Here is a 14431-nt window from a genome sequence, read left to right on the forward strand (position 1 = left end):
CGAAATTAGTTTGTACTTATTCTACTATTCCAATATATCACTTTTCACCGACACTTCCACCGCGTGGGTGAAATCCTCGATGAGGTCTTCAATGTCTTCCAAACCGACGGAAATGCGGATCAAACCTTCGGTAATGCCGAGTGCGGCCTTTTCTTCCGGCTTCAATTTCGCGTGGGTCGTCGTGTTCGGGTTGGTGACGATCGTGCGGGTGTCTCCCAGGTTGGATGACAGCGATGCAATCTCCAATGCATCCATAAATGCCGCTACGCGTTCGAAACCGCCTTCGAGCTCAATCGTCACGATGGCGCCGCCGGCTTTCATTTGCTGTTTGGCCAAATGGTACTGCGGATGCGATTCCAGGAACGGGTATTTCACCGATTTGACATCCGGGTGCTTGTCCAAAGCATTCGCCAGCGCCAATGCGTTGGATGAATGCTTCTCCATTCTCAGGTTCAGCGTTTCAAGACTTTTGCTCAAAACCCACGCATTGAAGGGCGACATCGACGGTCCCGTCTGGCGGCAGAAAAAGCGCAACTCCTTGATGTATTCCTTTTTACCCACAACCACACCACCGAGGACGCGGCCTTGTCCGTCCATAAACTTCGTCGCGGAATGCAGGACGAGGTCGGCGCCGAAGTCGGCCGGGGTTTGCAATGCAGGCGAGGCAAAGCAGTTATCTACGTTGAAAATGATCTTGTGTTTCCTGGCTATGCGGCCGATCATCGCGAGGTCTACCAGGTCGAGGCCTGGGTTGGACGGCGTTTCGAGGTAGATCATCCGGGTGTTGGGCTGCACGGCAGCTTCCCAATCCGCTTCGCTCGCGTCAGCGTCCAGGTAAGTGTGGGTAATGCCCCATTTGCTCAAAATCTGCGTAATGACCTGGTGTGCCGAGCCGAACAACGCGCGGCAAGCCAGAATGTGGTCGCCGGTTTTCAGCAATGCCGCCATGCTAGCGAATACGGCCGCCATACCGGTAGCGGTGGCCACGCCGTCTTCCAGGCCTTCGAGAATACATACTTTATCCACAAACTCCTGTACGCTGGGGTTCGAGAAACGGCTGTAAATGTTGCCTTCTTCGGTTTCCTCAAAAAGCGCTTTTCCCTGCTCGGCGCTCTCGAATGTGAAGCTGCTCGTCAGGAAGAGGGGAGTCGAATGCTCGCGATACTTGGTTTTGGCGGTTTGCGTACGTATCGCTTTGGTCTGTTTTTTCATGTGAAGCTATATGCTTTAGGCTGTAAGCGTTAGGCTTTAAGCCTTTTATATAATGAATTGTAAGTCAACTTCTATAAGCTTTAGGCTATATGCTTTAAGCTATATGTATTTGATGTAATGTATTGTAAATCAATTTTTTTGTTATCAAATTTTCGATGGCCTTCGCATACGGCCTGCTGCTTATAGCTCAAAGCCTGTTGCTTAAAGCGAACTCAAAACCATATAGATAATCCGCAGGCTGACGATGATGACGATCGTGCCGACCATGATCATCATGGTTTTGATCGGCAGGCGCCGGGATAGTGTGGCGGCGATGGGTGCGGAAACCATACCACCGAGGATCAGGCCGAGCACCACTTGCCAGTGTGAAAATCCGATAATGCTGATGAATGTAACCGAGCTTGCCAGCGACACGAAAAACTCCGCCAGGTTTACGGAACCGATGGTGTACTTGGGATGCCTTCCCCGCGCAATGAGCGTGGATGTAACGATCGGCCCCCAGCCGCCTCCACCGATGGAATCCAGGGTTCCGCCTGCCATCGCCAGCCAGCCGATCTTCTTGATCGGCCTCTTTTCAACTCGTTTCTTTAACGCTTTCTGGATAATAAGGATTCCCAGGATGAGCGTATATATTGCCACCAGCGGCTTGATAATGTAAATGTATTTTTCGAGGGAAGACAGGGCGTATGCGCCTACAATCGCGCCGAGTACGCCGGGGAAAAGGATCTTTTTGAACAACTTGCTGTTCACATTACCGAATTTCAGGTGCATATACCCCGAAACCCCGCTCGTGAAAATCTCCGAGGTGTGCACGCTCGCGCTCACAGCCGATGGCGGCACGCCTACCGTAAGCAGGAATGTCGACGCGGTGACGCCGTATGCCATACCCAATGCGCCGTCGATCATCTGGGCTACGAACCCGCCGAGCACATAGTAGAAAAACCCTTCGCTCACTTCCAGCTCATTCCAGAGCAGCGTAAGGCGATCGTAGGTGAAAAAGGTGAAAATCAAATGTCCGACAACCATTAAAGCGATCGCGGAGAAGATGTTAACGGCCACTTCGGTGCGGCTACGCTTGCGGACGGTTGCGGCCCAGAGCTTTTGCTGGATAGTCTCCCAGGTGAGCGGCGTTTTTGTACTATTTCTGGAAACCGGCTGTTCCGGTCCGGCGTTTCCGGACGTTGCGGGACCCGACTGAAAGATCGCATCAGACTCTTCGGGCAGATCGCGGAGAAAAACGGCTTTCCCCTGCTCGCGGGCGAGCGCAGCCAAACGCCGATCTTCCTCAGGATCACCACTTGCGATATAAGCCACTTGTAGGGATTCCCAATTCTTTTCGCTGCTTTCAGTTGAGGGTGTTAAATCCGCCGCTTCCTTCAAAGTCTATGTAGTATACTATAATTATAGAGTAAACTTTCAAGAAAATAGCAAACAAACGTTTGCTATTTCAGGACGGCAAATTTACGATCAATTTATTAGTTTTCAAAGAATAAAAACGGAAGCCGCGTTAATAAACACGGACTTCCATCAGCGATACCGGCACGTGCGAATGGCTGTTTTGCAGCCTGATTTTCAGCGACTGCGTGTTCACAGGTTTGCTGAAAACCAATGATCGTTTGGTCAGGTGGTTGTCATTGATTGTCCCGATGACAGTGCCCGCGTCGTCCAGTACTTCGATATCCTGTGCGCAGAAAGGCATTACCGTCTCGGGATGCACGTAAATCACGTTCTCCATCGGGTGGTCGAAATCCGTGTCGAATACGAAATCGATTTGGGAAACGGATTGATTTTCACTCCATCGAATGCCGATTTCGGGGGTGCGGTCTTCGGGTGCGGCTACCCAGGCATTGGGCCCGGCAATGGGGCGGTGGAGCCCGTTCCGCAGATTTTCCGTGCCAAATAGACGGATCGGTTCGCTCAATGTAAATGCCAGATTCAAACCGGCCGGGCGGCGCTGCGGGCACCAGAATTCGAAGGTATCCACGCCGAGGTCTTCCGTCGGTTCCTGTTTGCCATAGTTCGAAACGGCGGGGTTGGTCGCATTGAAAACGGTGACCAATCCGGTTACGCGCTGCTCGCTGTACCGGATTTTGACCGACTCATTTTTCAGGAAGCACACAAATGCATAGCATTCCTCCGGGAAATAACTGTCCCAATCGAGCGTTAACGCATGCTTACCGGCTATCAAACGGTAGCTTTTGTTTTCCAAAGTGACGTCCGGCGTGTGGTTGAACGCCTTGCTGCTTTTCCGGAGTTCAACAAACAGTTCGGTGTCCCGCGCAGCTTCCACCCAAACAGTTACCGAAGGCATTTCGCCGTTAACCGGCAGCATTTGCGCTACGGAATGCCCGATCGTGTTCCATTGATCGGAGCCTGCCAATTCTTTCAGTTCCAGCGTTGAAGAAGCCGTGATCTGCGCATCGTTTACCCGATTTTCCGGGTCGGAAATGGCGGTGTGCGGTAAATATTGGCCCGAACGCCACAGTTCCAGCTGCAATTCTTCCAGGTGCTTTTCGCCCACTTCTCTTGGAGAGCAATGATGCCTTTTGGCCACCGCCGCCGCTATCGCGACAGCCTGCCCGCCCGTTGCGCTCGTGGCCATCACACGCGTGGATGCGAATGCGACGTGCGTAGCGCTGATAATGCGGCCCGCAATGAAGAGGTTTTCAATGTTTTTGCTGTAAAAGCAGCGGTAGGGAATGCTGTAAACGCCTTTGCTATGCCACTGGTTGCAGCCCGCCTGGTCGGAATAAACGCCGTCGGCCGGATGCAGGTCGAGGCTCCAGCCGCCGAATGCAACGGTGTCGGGGAAGGTTTTTTGTTCCACCACATCCTGCTGCCGGAGCAGGTAGTCGCCTTCAAAACGGCGGCTTTCGCGCTTGCCGGGGATAGCACCCACCCATTCGAGCGTCATGTTTTCCGCTTCGGGGAACTCGCCGGAGTTTTTAATATAATTCCAGGCCCCGTACACGACCTTCCAAAGCTCCCATTTGATCTTTTCCGTGTCATGCACGGTATCCATCCGGCCGCCATATTCAAGCCACCACAGCCGGCACCCGAAATCCTTGGGATTGAATGTTTTATAACGCGGAATATCGGTAATATCCTGCAATGCGAACGACGGCGGTACAAACTTTACCGGCCGACCGATGTCTTTGGAATAGAAATACATAGAATGTCCCAAAAGCTCACCGTAAGCCTTGTCCGGCGCGAATTTTTCACCGAATTCCTCCATCGATTCCGCCCCCATCCTGAATGCCGCCCCGGCCAGAAAGCCCACGATGCCGTCCCCGGAAGCATCGCAAAACAGTGGTGCGGATAGGGTATATCTGGTACTATTCTGGCTGCAAAATGCGTGTACAGCTTCAATTTTCTCCCCATTTTGCGCCTTGTCGAGATCATACACGGCCGTGTTGAGCAGCAAAGTAATGTTCCCTTCCTGCGTCACTTTTTCCAGCAGCACGGTATCAAAAATCAACGGGTTGCCATCGGGATTGCGATAGGCGTTTTCAAGCATGATCTCGTCGATCACGCCGCCCTCGCGGGCCCAGCGGTTGTTGTTGCCCATATGCGAGGTCGCGCCCAGTATCCACAGCCGCACCTCGCTCGAACAGTTGCCGCCCAGCACCGGGCGGTCTTGTACCAATATCACTTTCAGGCCGGCCCGCGCCGCCGTAATCGCCGCGCAGGTACCCGTCAATCCGCCGCCTACAATCACCAGGTCCGCCGGCAGCGCTATGGTTTTTGGTTCTCTTTTGTGTGTCGATTCTCCGATTATCATTTTTGTCAGGTCTTAATATGTCATGGTTGCCGGCACGCTGGCGCAGCATTATTTTAGGTCGATGTCGGCTTGGATGGTGGTAAAACCGGTCGGTTTGAGAATGGTAATGTGGATTTGTTTGTCAAAACCACGCACAGGAATGGTAATATCCTTCGTTTCGCCGGGGTTGATCTCGGGCAATGCGATGCTGGTGTCACCCGCTTTCAGTACATACCCTTTCAAAGGCCGGGCCGGAAAATCGCCGCGGGCCGTCACTTTCAGCACCAGCTGGTGAATGCCCTGTTCGCCGGTCGTATAGGTGCCTTTTTCGATCGTTACGGGCGAAAGTTCGTTTTGATGCACGGGGTAGGCGAGCCGCGGCGACCGGTCCGGCCCCACAATGCCCCACGGGCGGAAGCCATTCACATTCGTGCCGAACAGCTTGCTGCGGTAGTCGTTGTAAGTCCACCACGAAGCGCCCGCCACAAATGGCCGCTTGCGGATTTCAGCCATTACATCGCTCAAATGCTGCGCTTGCCCGGCCTCGCCGCCCTTGCCATCCGACCGGGTCCCCCATTCGCTGATGAACACCGGCTTGTCGGGGTACAGCTTATGAATGTGGTCCAGCGATTTCGCGTGGCCGCCGTAGGTATTGGTCGAAACAAAATCGACGTACTGGCTGGCCTCGTCCTCCGGTTTGGCGGGTAACTGGTTCAGGAGCATGCTCGCGAATGTGTACAGGCGCGTGGGATCGAGCTCGCGGGCGTAAGCGATCATGTCCTTGGTCCAACGCTGGCCGCCGGGTGTCGTCGACCCGTATTCGTTGCCGACGCTGTACGCGATCACGCTCGGGTGGTTCCAGTCGCGTTCGGCCATTTCGCGGAACTGTGCGCGGAATTTCGTGCGCATCGAGTCGTTGTCCATTTGCTTCGGCGTGAGCTGCCAGTTACCGGCTTCGGTGATGATGAGCATGCCGTAGCGGTCGGCGAGGTCGTAGAAGTATTCGGAAGGCGTGTAATGCGTCAGACGCTGGAATTCCATGCCCGCTTCTTTCATCAACCTGAAATCCTGTTCGATCAGCCAGTCGGGTTCCACAGAGCCCAGGCCGGGGTAGTCGATCACGCGGTTGCCGCCGCCGACCTTCACCGGTTTGCCATTCAAAAGCAGCTGCGCATTACCGACCTCGATTTTCCTGATCCCGAAATTCGATACGAGCGTATCTGCCCCGACAATCGTTTTCATTTCATACAAATTCGGCTGGTCCAGGTCCCAAAGTTTCACCTGCGCGGGCGTCAAAGCCGCTTCGGTTTCCAGGATCGCCGTTGTCCCGGCCGGGATACTGGCCGTTTTGGTTTTCCATTTTAATACCAATGGTTTTTTGTCCTGCACAACGGCGAAATCCAGTTTCGGCGACATCGCATTAGCAGAAGCATTCCGCACCCGTACTTTGGCTCTCACTACCGCCGAGCCCTTCGCCAGGTCCGGTATTGTTTCGATTTTAACATTTTCCGTGTAAACCTCCGGCTCGATCGTCAGGTAAACCGGCCGGATAAGACCGCCATAGTTGACCCAACCCACAAAACCGTCGTTCACATTGCCGCCGTCCTTAATGCCGGGGATCGTATTCGTTTTCCAGGTATCGTTATTGACGGCCACTACCAAGAGGTTGTTCCCATCTTTCAGCTGGTCGGTCACGTCGAAGCTGAACGGCGTATAACCCCCTTCATGTTCGCCGACAGCCTGTCCGTTCAGCCACACGTTGGTTTTGTAATAGGCCGCATCGAAATGCAGGATGACGCGCTTGCCGGTCGTGCGTTTCCAGGCGAAAGTCTTGCGGTACCAGGCTGTGCCCGTATAAAATTCATAGCGCGGATCGGTCGAGAAGCAATGCGGGACGGTCACCTTGTCCTGGCGGCTTTCCTGCGCAATACCATCGCGGTACCACTGGTTGGCTATGCCCAACCCGGCCGGATCGAGCAGGAACCACCACTCGCCATGCAGCGGGATCGCGTCAGGCTGCCGGATATGGTAACGGGCCGCGTTCGGTTGGGCCGCTACCCATGCGGTGGTTAAAGAAACTAAAATCGAGAAGGTTAACAGGCTTAATCGTTTCATTATGTGATGTCTTTCAGTTGTGCTTTGTTTTTGTTTGCGGTTGATTTTTGTTGTGCCCCTAACGGGACTGGCTGCTGTCATGTGATCCGTGGGCATATCGAACTTTCCCAGTAAAATCCCGTCGCCAGCGCAAACCTACGCGACGACCCGCGTTTCATCTTCCTGCACCAGTACCACCTTCCGCGCCGCCGAAAACGGTATCGCCGCCGAAATCAAAACCACTACCGCCACGCCGGCCGTTACCAGCGTCCCGTCGGTTGTTAAAAAGCTTAGGATGAACAGCATCACAGCCGTAAACAGCAACGCCCCCGCGATTACCTGTAATCCGAACCGGTTTTGTTTTTTAATTTCAAATGCCTCCTGCGCGTCCATTTTTGTCGCTTCCTGCCTGCGCTGGTCTTTGGAAAGCATATAAATGGTATACTCATCCGCTACGAGGCTCTTCGACCGTGCCCATAGCTCGTAGGCGAGCAGTAGTAACAGCGGCAGGCCCACGCCCACGATCGTTTCCATTCCGCGTGAGAGTTTGAAATCCAGCAGCAATGGGGCGAGCGTTTTGAAAAACAAATTGACAACCAGTCCGATACAGGTAATCCACAGCGTAGCGCGGCCATTCAATCTTTTGGAAAACAATGCCCAGAGCGGCGGCGCCAGCAGCGGGCCACCGGAAATGGCCGAAATGCTCAGCACCACCTCCACAATCCCCCCCGCGGCAGGTACCAGCAATGCGATGCCGATCATCCCCAACCCGAAAAACCACGACGAGCCCCGCGCGACGCGGATCAGCTGCCGGTCGGACGCTGCCGGGTTGATCATGCCTTTGTAAATGTCGTTGGTGAAAACCGCCGACACGACGTTCAATGCCGTATTCGCGCTGGCGGAGGTGGAGAAATACATGCCCGTGAGCATCAGGCCGAGCAGCCCGGGCGGGAGCACCAGCTTACAGATCATCAGGTAGGCATTCTCGGTGTCCAGGCCCGTCAACGCCGGGTTAATGGCCTTGTAGATCATCGGCGGAAACATCCAGATCACCGGGCTGATCAGGTACAATCCGGCAAAGAGGAATGCCACTTTTTTGGCGGATTTCTCGCTATCGACGCTCGTGTAGCGCTGTACCATCGTCCAGTTGCCGCCGATGTAGCAAATGTGGTAAATCACAAATGCCGCCACGAAGCCGAGCGTATATTCGCCATTAAGCAGGTTGAAAAAATCGTCGGGGATGTTGCTCGTAAACCCTTCCCAGCCGCCCACTTTATCAAACGATAGCGGCAGCAGGATGAACACGGCGGCGGATAGGACGACGAATTGCAAAATATCCGTCACCATCACGGCCCACAACCCCCCTACGGCCGTGTAGGCGATCATGAAAAGTCCGAGACCGATCGTACACGGCACGAGCGGCAGGTCCAGCGAAGCGCTTACCAGTTTCGCCACCGGGTACAGCACGGAGCCTTTGATGAACACCGAAACGAGCGTGAAAATGAATATGTAGGTCTTTTGCACAGGCAGTCCGAGACGTTCGCGGATGAATTCGGCGGCGGTGAGCGCGCCCGTGCGTTTCCAGCGCGGTGCCAGATAGAGGGCCGTCACCAACGCCCCGATGCACATCGTCCATTGAATGGTAACAGCCACCCAGCCGTGTTTGTAGGCGATCGAGCCCCAGGCCACGAAGGTGCCGGCCGAGAAAAAGCTCATAAAAAGCGACAGCCCTCCGATAAACCACGGCACTGCCTCGCCCCCGGCAAAAAATGACTTCAAATTGCGCCCCGTCCGGGCAAAAAGCATCCCAATGCCCATCACGAACGCGGAGAATACGAGAATGACAATGGTGTCGGTGGTGTTGTTCATAAAATGCCAGATGCTATATGCTGTAAGCTGTAAGCTGTATGCTTGGTTGTTGTTTGGTTGCTTAAAGCTTACTGCCTACGGCTTATAGCTTATAACCAACGTCCTGCTTCCGAATGCGGGCAGTTTGATATTGTTGATGGCTGCTTTCTGGCCCGTTTCGGCCCATGTCATCGCCGCGGCGGTGGCTTGCGACACTTTGCTGCCGTCGATTTTGAGGTTGAATGCCGTCGGCTGCGCGCTGTTGTTCAGCAGCGTGACGTAGTAAATGTTTTTGGTTTCAGATTTGGAAATAATAGGGTCGATGGACGGGCTGTCGGCTGCTATGAAGCCTTCGGTGATGACCAGTTTTGCCTTATCCCCGAACACGTCGCCCGGCGCGAAGCCGTAAGTCTGGTGCGGGCCTACTTTGGGCGTCACAAACCCGCGCGGGAACACCACTTTGCCGTTCGAGCGCAATGCCGCTTCGGAAAGCAGGTAGTCGGTGATCCAGCCGATCTGCCACCAGGCGTGGTGCGGGTAGGGGCCGGCGCCGCGGTTCATCGCATTCCAGTAGTAGGATGCCACGCTCGTTTTGCTGTCTACAAACGCATCCCGGCCGATCGCCGCCGCCCGTGCCATATCGGCGAAAAGCTGTTCGCCCGTCAGCTGGTAAATGCGGATAAACAGCCCCGCATGGCTCGCCAGCTGAATAGGCCCATGCCGGGTGGCTGACCCGAAAATACCGCCATGCTCGAAGCTGAGGCCGGTTTGGCTGATCTCCCAATCCTCTCTCGCTACGCCATTCACGGTTTTAGAACGGTGATCGGCAATAGGGTGGGTGTAAATGGAAGAGGTGTAAATTTTCGCGCAGGTGACGGCGGCCTCCTGGTATTTTTTGTTTTGGGTTAAATCAAACAAATCCAGCAATGCCTGTGCCGACTGGCCCGTAGCGAAGTCGGGGGCGTAACGCGCGTCTCCGCACACGCCGAGGAAGGCACCGGTTTGCACGGCGTTTTGGATAAACCATTCAGCGCCTTTTTCGGCAGCTTTCAAATATTTATCGTCTTTCAGCATGCGGTGCGCGACGATCAATCCGTAGAATGTCGGCCGTACGTCCTGAATGTCCTTGAATGTCTCCTGCTCTGTTTTACGGTCGTAAGCCACGGCGAAGCTGCCGTCTTCGCGCTGCCAGCTGAGCAGCCGTTCGGCGCCCAGTTGCAGCCGTTCTTTCAATTCCGCATTATCCGGCTCGAAAAGCAGCATATTGCCCACGTCGAGCATTACATAGTAGGTCAATGCGATCGGTTCCACCACCTCGCCCCATTCTTCCACGAACTTTTTCTTCTTGGCTAAATAATACTGGCCTTCCACGGCACCTTTAAAGAAACCGGGCTCCGTTTGCTGCTGCACGAGCTTGAAGTTTTCGGCCGGAGGCAGCACTTTTCGGGTCAGCTCGGGGTCCTGCGTGGCATTGGCGAGCATCCACATTGCGCCGTAATCCGAGTTTTTCATCGCATCCTTATCCGAGCCCACCACGCCGCCGAGGTACGACTGTGCCCCGATCTGCTTGCCCTTGAACTCCTCGATATTCCACAACGAAGTCTTCGGATCGGTGAGGTAATGGTGCATTTTTTCAATGCGATCGGTCAATGCCTGCTTGCTCTGACGCAATGCGAGTGTTTCGCGGAATTTGTAGATGTCTACGGCCGCGTGTTTGGTGGCCTGGAACCAATCGCCGTCGATTATGCTGTACCGGAACGACCAGGAAACCGACTGCCCGGCCTCCATTTCAGATTTATCTTCCCCCAAAACCGGGTAATATAAGGTAGGCGAAAGCTGTGCCTTACGGTTCATATGCGACAGGCCCAGGTGCCAGTCGATCTGCGTGATCTGGTCCTTCGCCCACGGGTCGCGCGCAAGGCCGGGCTCAGGCACAACAGACAGGGTGAAGCCATCCTTGTTGCTCACCAGCGGGCTCAGCGTGGATGCGCACCGCTCGCGGTACACCACCGGGCGGGTGGGGACGCCGTGCCCGTACGCGTAGGCGAGCGCGAAATTTTTTTGCATAAAATTTCCCTGAAAATAGCCCGGCACCGACACCCAGCTCATCTGCTCCACCGGCAATGCGGCCAGGGTAGGCGAAGCGAGGGAGAAAAAGCCCTTCTTTTTCGCATTCAGGGTCATCGTGACGAGGATATCGTTCGGGAAGCGCGGGTCCATTTTCCAATGCGCGGTCACCGTGGCTACGTCCGTTTCCGACTGGAATTCCAGCCCGTTATCCTTCGCGGTGCCGGTTTTCGGGAAGAAATAAAATGCCTGTCCCGCCGTGTTCAGCGCCACGCCAGTAGTACTTTCCTTCCATTGGGTTTGCTGGTAATGGTAGGCGTCTTCGGGGAATTTGCCGCCGGTTATCTTTTCGAACTGTTCGGCCGCTTCCGTTGAAGGTTTGGTTTCGGAATAGAGCAATGTGTATTCGCCGGAGGGAGCCGCCATTTTGGCCCATTGGCCTTTTCTGTTCACGGAAACCTCTTCGAGTTTCAATGCACCATCCTTTTCGCGCCATTGGACGCGGATGGCATTGTTGGCTAATGATTTTACAACGGTCCGCTGGGCAGTGGCCTGCGCAACGATGAGAACGCTGAGTAAAATAGGTAGTAACAGGGTTATTCGCTTCATTTTTCCTGGATTAGGTCTTTGATACCGTCGGTCATGAAGGAGGCGAGTCCGCCCTCCTCATTGGTGTAAAGCAGGTACACGTCGATATCTTTCCGGTTTTTCAAAAAGGTTTTGGTCGCTTCGGGACCCATTACAAAGAATGCGGTGTCGTATCCGTCGGCCGTGATGGCGTCCTTCGCGAACACGGTAACGCTGAGCAATGGCGTCTGTTCCATCGCCCCCGTGCGCGGGTCGATAATGTGGTTATAGGTAATGCCGTTGCGGACAATGCGGTTATGGTAATTTCCCGCGGTGGTCATGGCGCGGCCGGTAAGGCGCACGGTGGCTGCGAGTGCATTCGGTTTTAGTGGATTTTCAATGCCCGTTATCCAGTCGCTACCGCCGTTTTTCCTGCCCGCGCAAAGTACTTCCCCGCCGATCTCCACCATAAACCGGTCGATGTTCTGCGTTTTCAAAAACGCACCGATGATATCTACCGAGTAACCTTGCGCGATGCCGTTGAAGTCGAGCCGGACGCCGGGCCTGGCCGTGATTTGTTCGGGATTATATTCAACCTGATTAAAACCAATGAATTGCAGCAGTGAATCCGCGTTCACGCGTTCCGGGTCGATGTTCTTTTTATTCCCAAAACCATAGGCCTCCGAAAGCGGCATAATGGTCGGGTCGAACGCGCCGCCGGTAGCCGCATATATTTCCTTTGATTTACCTAAAACCTCGTAAAACCACGGCGAACGGAAGGTATGGCGCCCGGTTGCATTGAATACCGTCAGCTCGGAATCGGGGCGGTAAAGCGAAAGGCATCGGTCGAAGTCGGTCAGGATGGAGTCGATTTCATGCTTCAAATGGCGATTTTGCACATCGAAATAGCGGATATGATAAGTGGTGCCCTGCGCCTCGCCGTCGATGGAAACCAGGGCCGTATCCGCCGGGACAACGGCCTCCCCGTGCGCCGCCATTGTCGCCAACGGCAGCACGATCAGGAAGAGGGGGGATATTACTCCGGCAATGCTTATCATATGGTATGTTATTGTAAGTCAGGGTTGTGGCGCGAGCGTTTCGCCTTTCAGAATGCCTGTCAGCTCCGGTAAATGGTCTTGGTACACCCCGCGCGGGCTCGTTTTGTATTTGGCCGCGAGGTACGACGCGAAGCCGACGACCTCGCCCATCATCCCGCAGGTACGCATCACCCGCGTGCTTCCGAACGCGACGTGCGTAGTGCTGATATTCCGGCCGGCCATAAACAGGTTACGGATGTTTTTGGAATACAGGCAGCGGTAGGGGATTGTGTAGGGCGCTACCTTGATGTGCTTCGTGCCGGCAAAAAACTCCTGTCCTTCAAAATACTGGCTGTTTTTGGCATCGGGGAAATGCAGGTCGATCGTCCATGTGGCGGTGACAGAGCCGTCGGGGTAAAATTTGCCTTCCTGGATATCCATCTGGTTCAGCACATAATCGCCGATGAGCCGGCGCGACTCGCGTTTACCGCCAATGTAGGCCACCCACGCCAGCTCCTTTTTGCCGTATTTAGCGGCTTTGTTCTTTTTGAGATAGGACCAGTTGCCATAAATCGCCCGCAGGTTATGGTCGCGGATCTGCTCGGCCTGGGTAATGGTGTTGAAATTCCCGAACCCGGTTTCCCATTGCCAGTCGGACTTCGGCTCGTCGATATGGTACTCGTCCGAAAACTGCATGGCCCAGGGCGTTTCGGGGAACGACGAAACGGTATCCCGGTCCACCGAAGCCCACAAATTGGAAGTACCCAATGTAAAATCGTCGCTCTTTTCCGCCGCCAGCGATTCACCGGTTTCGGCTTTGCTTTCCCGGCCCATCCGGAACTCCGCGCCGGCCAGGAAGCCAACGGTACCATCGCCCGTACAATCCGAGAAGAACGAGCCCGAAAAGCGCCGTTCCTGGTTGGTAGCAATGTCGCGGCCGACCACGGCAGTGATAATGTCGTTCTCTTTTTCTACCTTAAAAACGTGGGTATTGAGGAAGAGCGAAAGGTTTTTCTCGGCTTTCACGATGGAGATTTTGCGTGCATCGCCGTACTCTTTGGCGTCGGGGTTACCATTGCCGGGGTCGCCGTTGTCCATTTCGCGGACAATGCGGCCGAGTTTCGGATAGTGGTTTTTGTCCACGTCGCCCATCAAATGCACGCGTACTTCGGAGCTATTGTTGCCGCCCAGCACTGGCCGGTCCTGGATGAGCGCGACGGTGAGGCCCATGCGTGCCGCGGAAATGGCTGCGCAGGTGCCCGCAATGCCTCCGCCTACCACCACGAGGTCGTAGCGGCCGGCATCCTGCGGCTTGTCGGTGAGGTTGAGCAGTTTCCTGCGGAATGCCGTCAGTGCTTCCAGCTCGTTCGGGGGGGTGAATTTCAGGTCGTCGGTGAAAAGTAAGGCATCGCAGCGGCCGTTGAAGCCGGTGAGGTCTTTCAGGGCCAGTTTGGTGGTGGCATTTTTAATGTCGACCACCCCGCCATCGTACCATTTCCATCCATCGGCCCCGCTTTCGCCGAATGTCTGGCCGGTAGACTTGCCATCGATGATCACCTGGAACTTGCCAGGCCCTTTCGGGAACGGCGCCCAGTCTTTGGTACGCACCCACAAATGGTACTTGCCGGTTTTCGGGAATTGTACCGAAGTGGCGGCATTCTTCACCGGCCGCCCCATTCCATGTGCCATGATATAAGCCGAGTTCATGACCACAAAAGACTGCTGATCGATCACCCAGCCGCCTTTGTCTTCAAATGATTCTGTCTCCACCAAAACATGATTCTGGCCCAGAACAGGAAACATCAAAATCATCAAAACAACAATCCCCAACAACTTCTGATAGTCC

8 protein-coding genes are annotated in these 14431 nt (G+C 54.7%); all 8 read right to left on the reverse strand.

Translation table 11 applies throughout. The features are described 5' to 3' along the window. Nucleotides 1-24: 24 nt before the first annotated feature. Nucleotides 25-1212, reverse strand: coding sequence for a trans-sulfuration enzyme family protein (locus H144_RS0103520; RefSeq protein WP_019940652.1), 1188 nt, complete (start codon nt 1210-1212; stop codon nt 25-27). Between the two features lie 201 nt (nt 1213-1413). Next, entirely contained in the window at nt 1414-2526 is a 1113-nt protein-coding gene (locus H144_RS0103525) for a TSUP family transporter (RefSeq protein ID WP_374754576.1), read from the reverse strand. Nucleotides 2527-2719: 193 nt separating this feature from the next. Further along, nucleotides 2720-4993, reverse strand: a complete 2274-nt coding sequence (locus tag H144_RS0103530) for an FAD-dependent oxidoreductase (protein ID WP_019940654.1) — start codon at nt 4991-4993, stop codon at nt 2720-2722. Nucleotides 4994-5041: 48 nt separating this feature from the next. Continuing rightward, nucleotides 5042-7087, reverse strand: coding sequence for a glycoside hydrolase family 2 protein (locus tag H144_RS0103535; protein WP_019940655.1), 2046 nt, complete (start codon nt 7085-7087; stop codon nt 5042-5044). Between the two features lie 135 nt (nt 7088-7222). Then, nucleotides 7223-8935, reverse strand: coding sequence for a sodium:solute symporter family protein (locus H144_RS0103540; protein ID WP_019940656.1), 1713 nt, complete (start codon nt 8933-8935; stop codon nt 7223-7225). Between the two features lie 75 nt (nt 8936-9010). After that, nucleotides 9011-11590 (reverse strand): hypothetical protein, encoded by a 2580-nt coding sequence (locus tag H144_RS0103545; protein ID WP_019940657.1) that lies wholly within the window; start codon nt 11588-11590, stop codon nt 9011-9013. Then, nucleotides 11587-12606: an FAD:protein FMN transferase gene (locus H144_RS0103550; RefSeq protein WP_229207833.1), complete on the reverse strand. Its 1020-nt coding sequence runs from the start codon at nt 12604-12606 to the stop codon at nt 11587-11589. Before H144_RS0103550 ends, H144_RS0103545 begins: the two co-directional genes overlap by 4 nt. Nucleotides 12607-12624: 18 nt before the next feature. Next, on the reverse strand, nt 12625-14397 hold the full coding sequence (locus H144_RS0103555; RefSeq protein ID WP_019940659.1) for an FAD-dependent oxidoreductase: 1773 nt from the start codon (nt 14395-14397) through the stop codon (nt 12625-12627). Nucleotides 14398-14431: the final 34 nt, after the last annotated feature.

It is taken from the genome of Dyadobacter beijingensis DSM 21582 (assembly GCF_000382205.1).
GTDB classification, from domain to species: Bacteria; Bacteroidota; Bacteroidia; order Cytophagales; family Spirosomataceae; genus Dyadobacter; species Dyadobacter beijingensis.

What these genes read in the sequence shown, in the direction of transcription:
- H144_RS0103520 (WP_019940652.1), bottom strand. Translation starts at nt 1,212, where the DNA reads ATGAAAAAACAGACCAAAGCGATACGTACGCAAACCGCCAAAACCAAG.
- H144_RS0103530 (WP_019940654.1), bottom strand. Translation starts at nt 4,993, where the DNA reads ATGATAATCGGAGAATCGACACACAAAAGAGAACCAAAAACCATAGCG.
- H144_RS0103535 (WP_019940655.1), bottom strand. Translation starts at nt 7,087, where the DNA reads ATGAAACGATTAAGCCTGTTAACCTTCTCGATTTTAGTTTCTTTAACC.
- H144_RS0103540 (WP_019940656.1), bottom strand. Translation starts at nt 8,935, where the DNA reads ATGAACAACACCACCGACACCATTGTCATTCTCGTATTCTCCGCGTTC.
- H144_RS0103545 (WP_019940657.1), bottom strand. Translation starts at nt 11,590, where the DNA reads ATGAAGCGAATAACCCTGTTACTACCTATTTTACTCAGCGTTCTCATC.
- H144_RS0103550 (WP_229207833.1), bottom strand. Translation starts at nt 12,606, where the DNA reads ATGATAAGCATTGCCGGAGTAATATCCCCCCTCTTCCTGATCGTGCTG.
- H144_RS0103555 (WP_019940659.1), bottom strand. Translation starts at nt 14,397, where the DNA reads ATGATTTTGATGTTTCCTGTTCTGGGCCAGAATCATGTTTTGGTGGAG.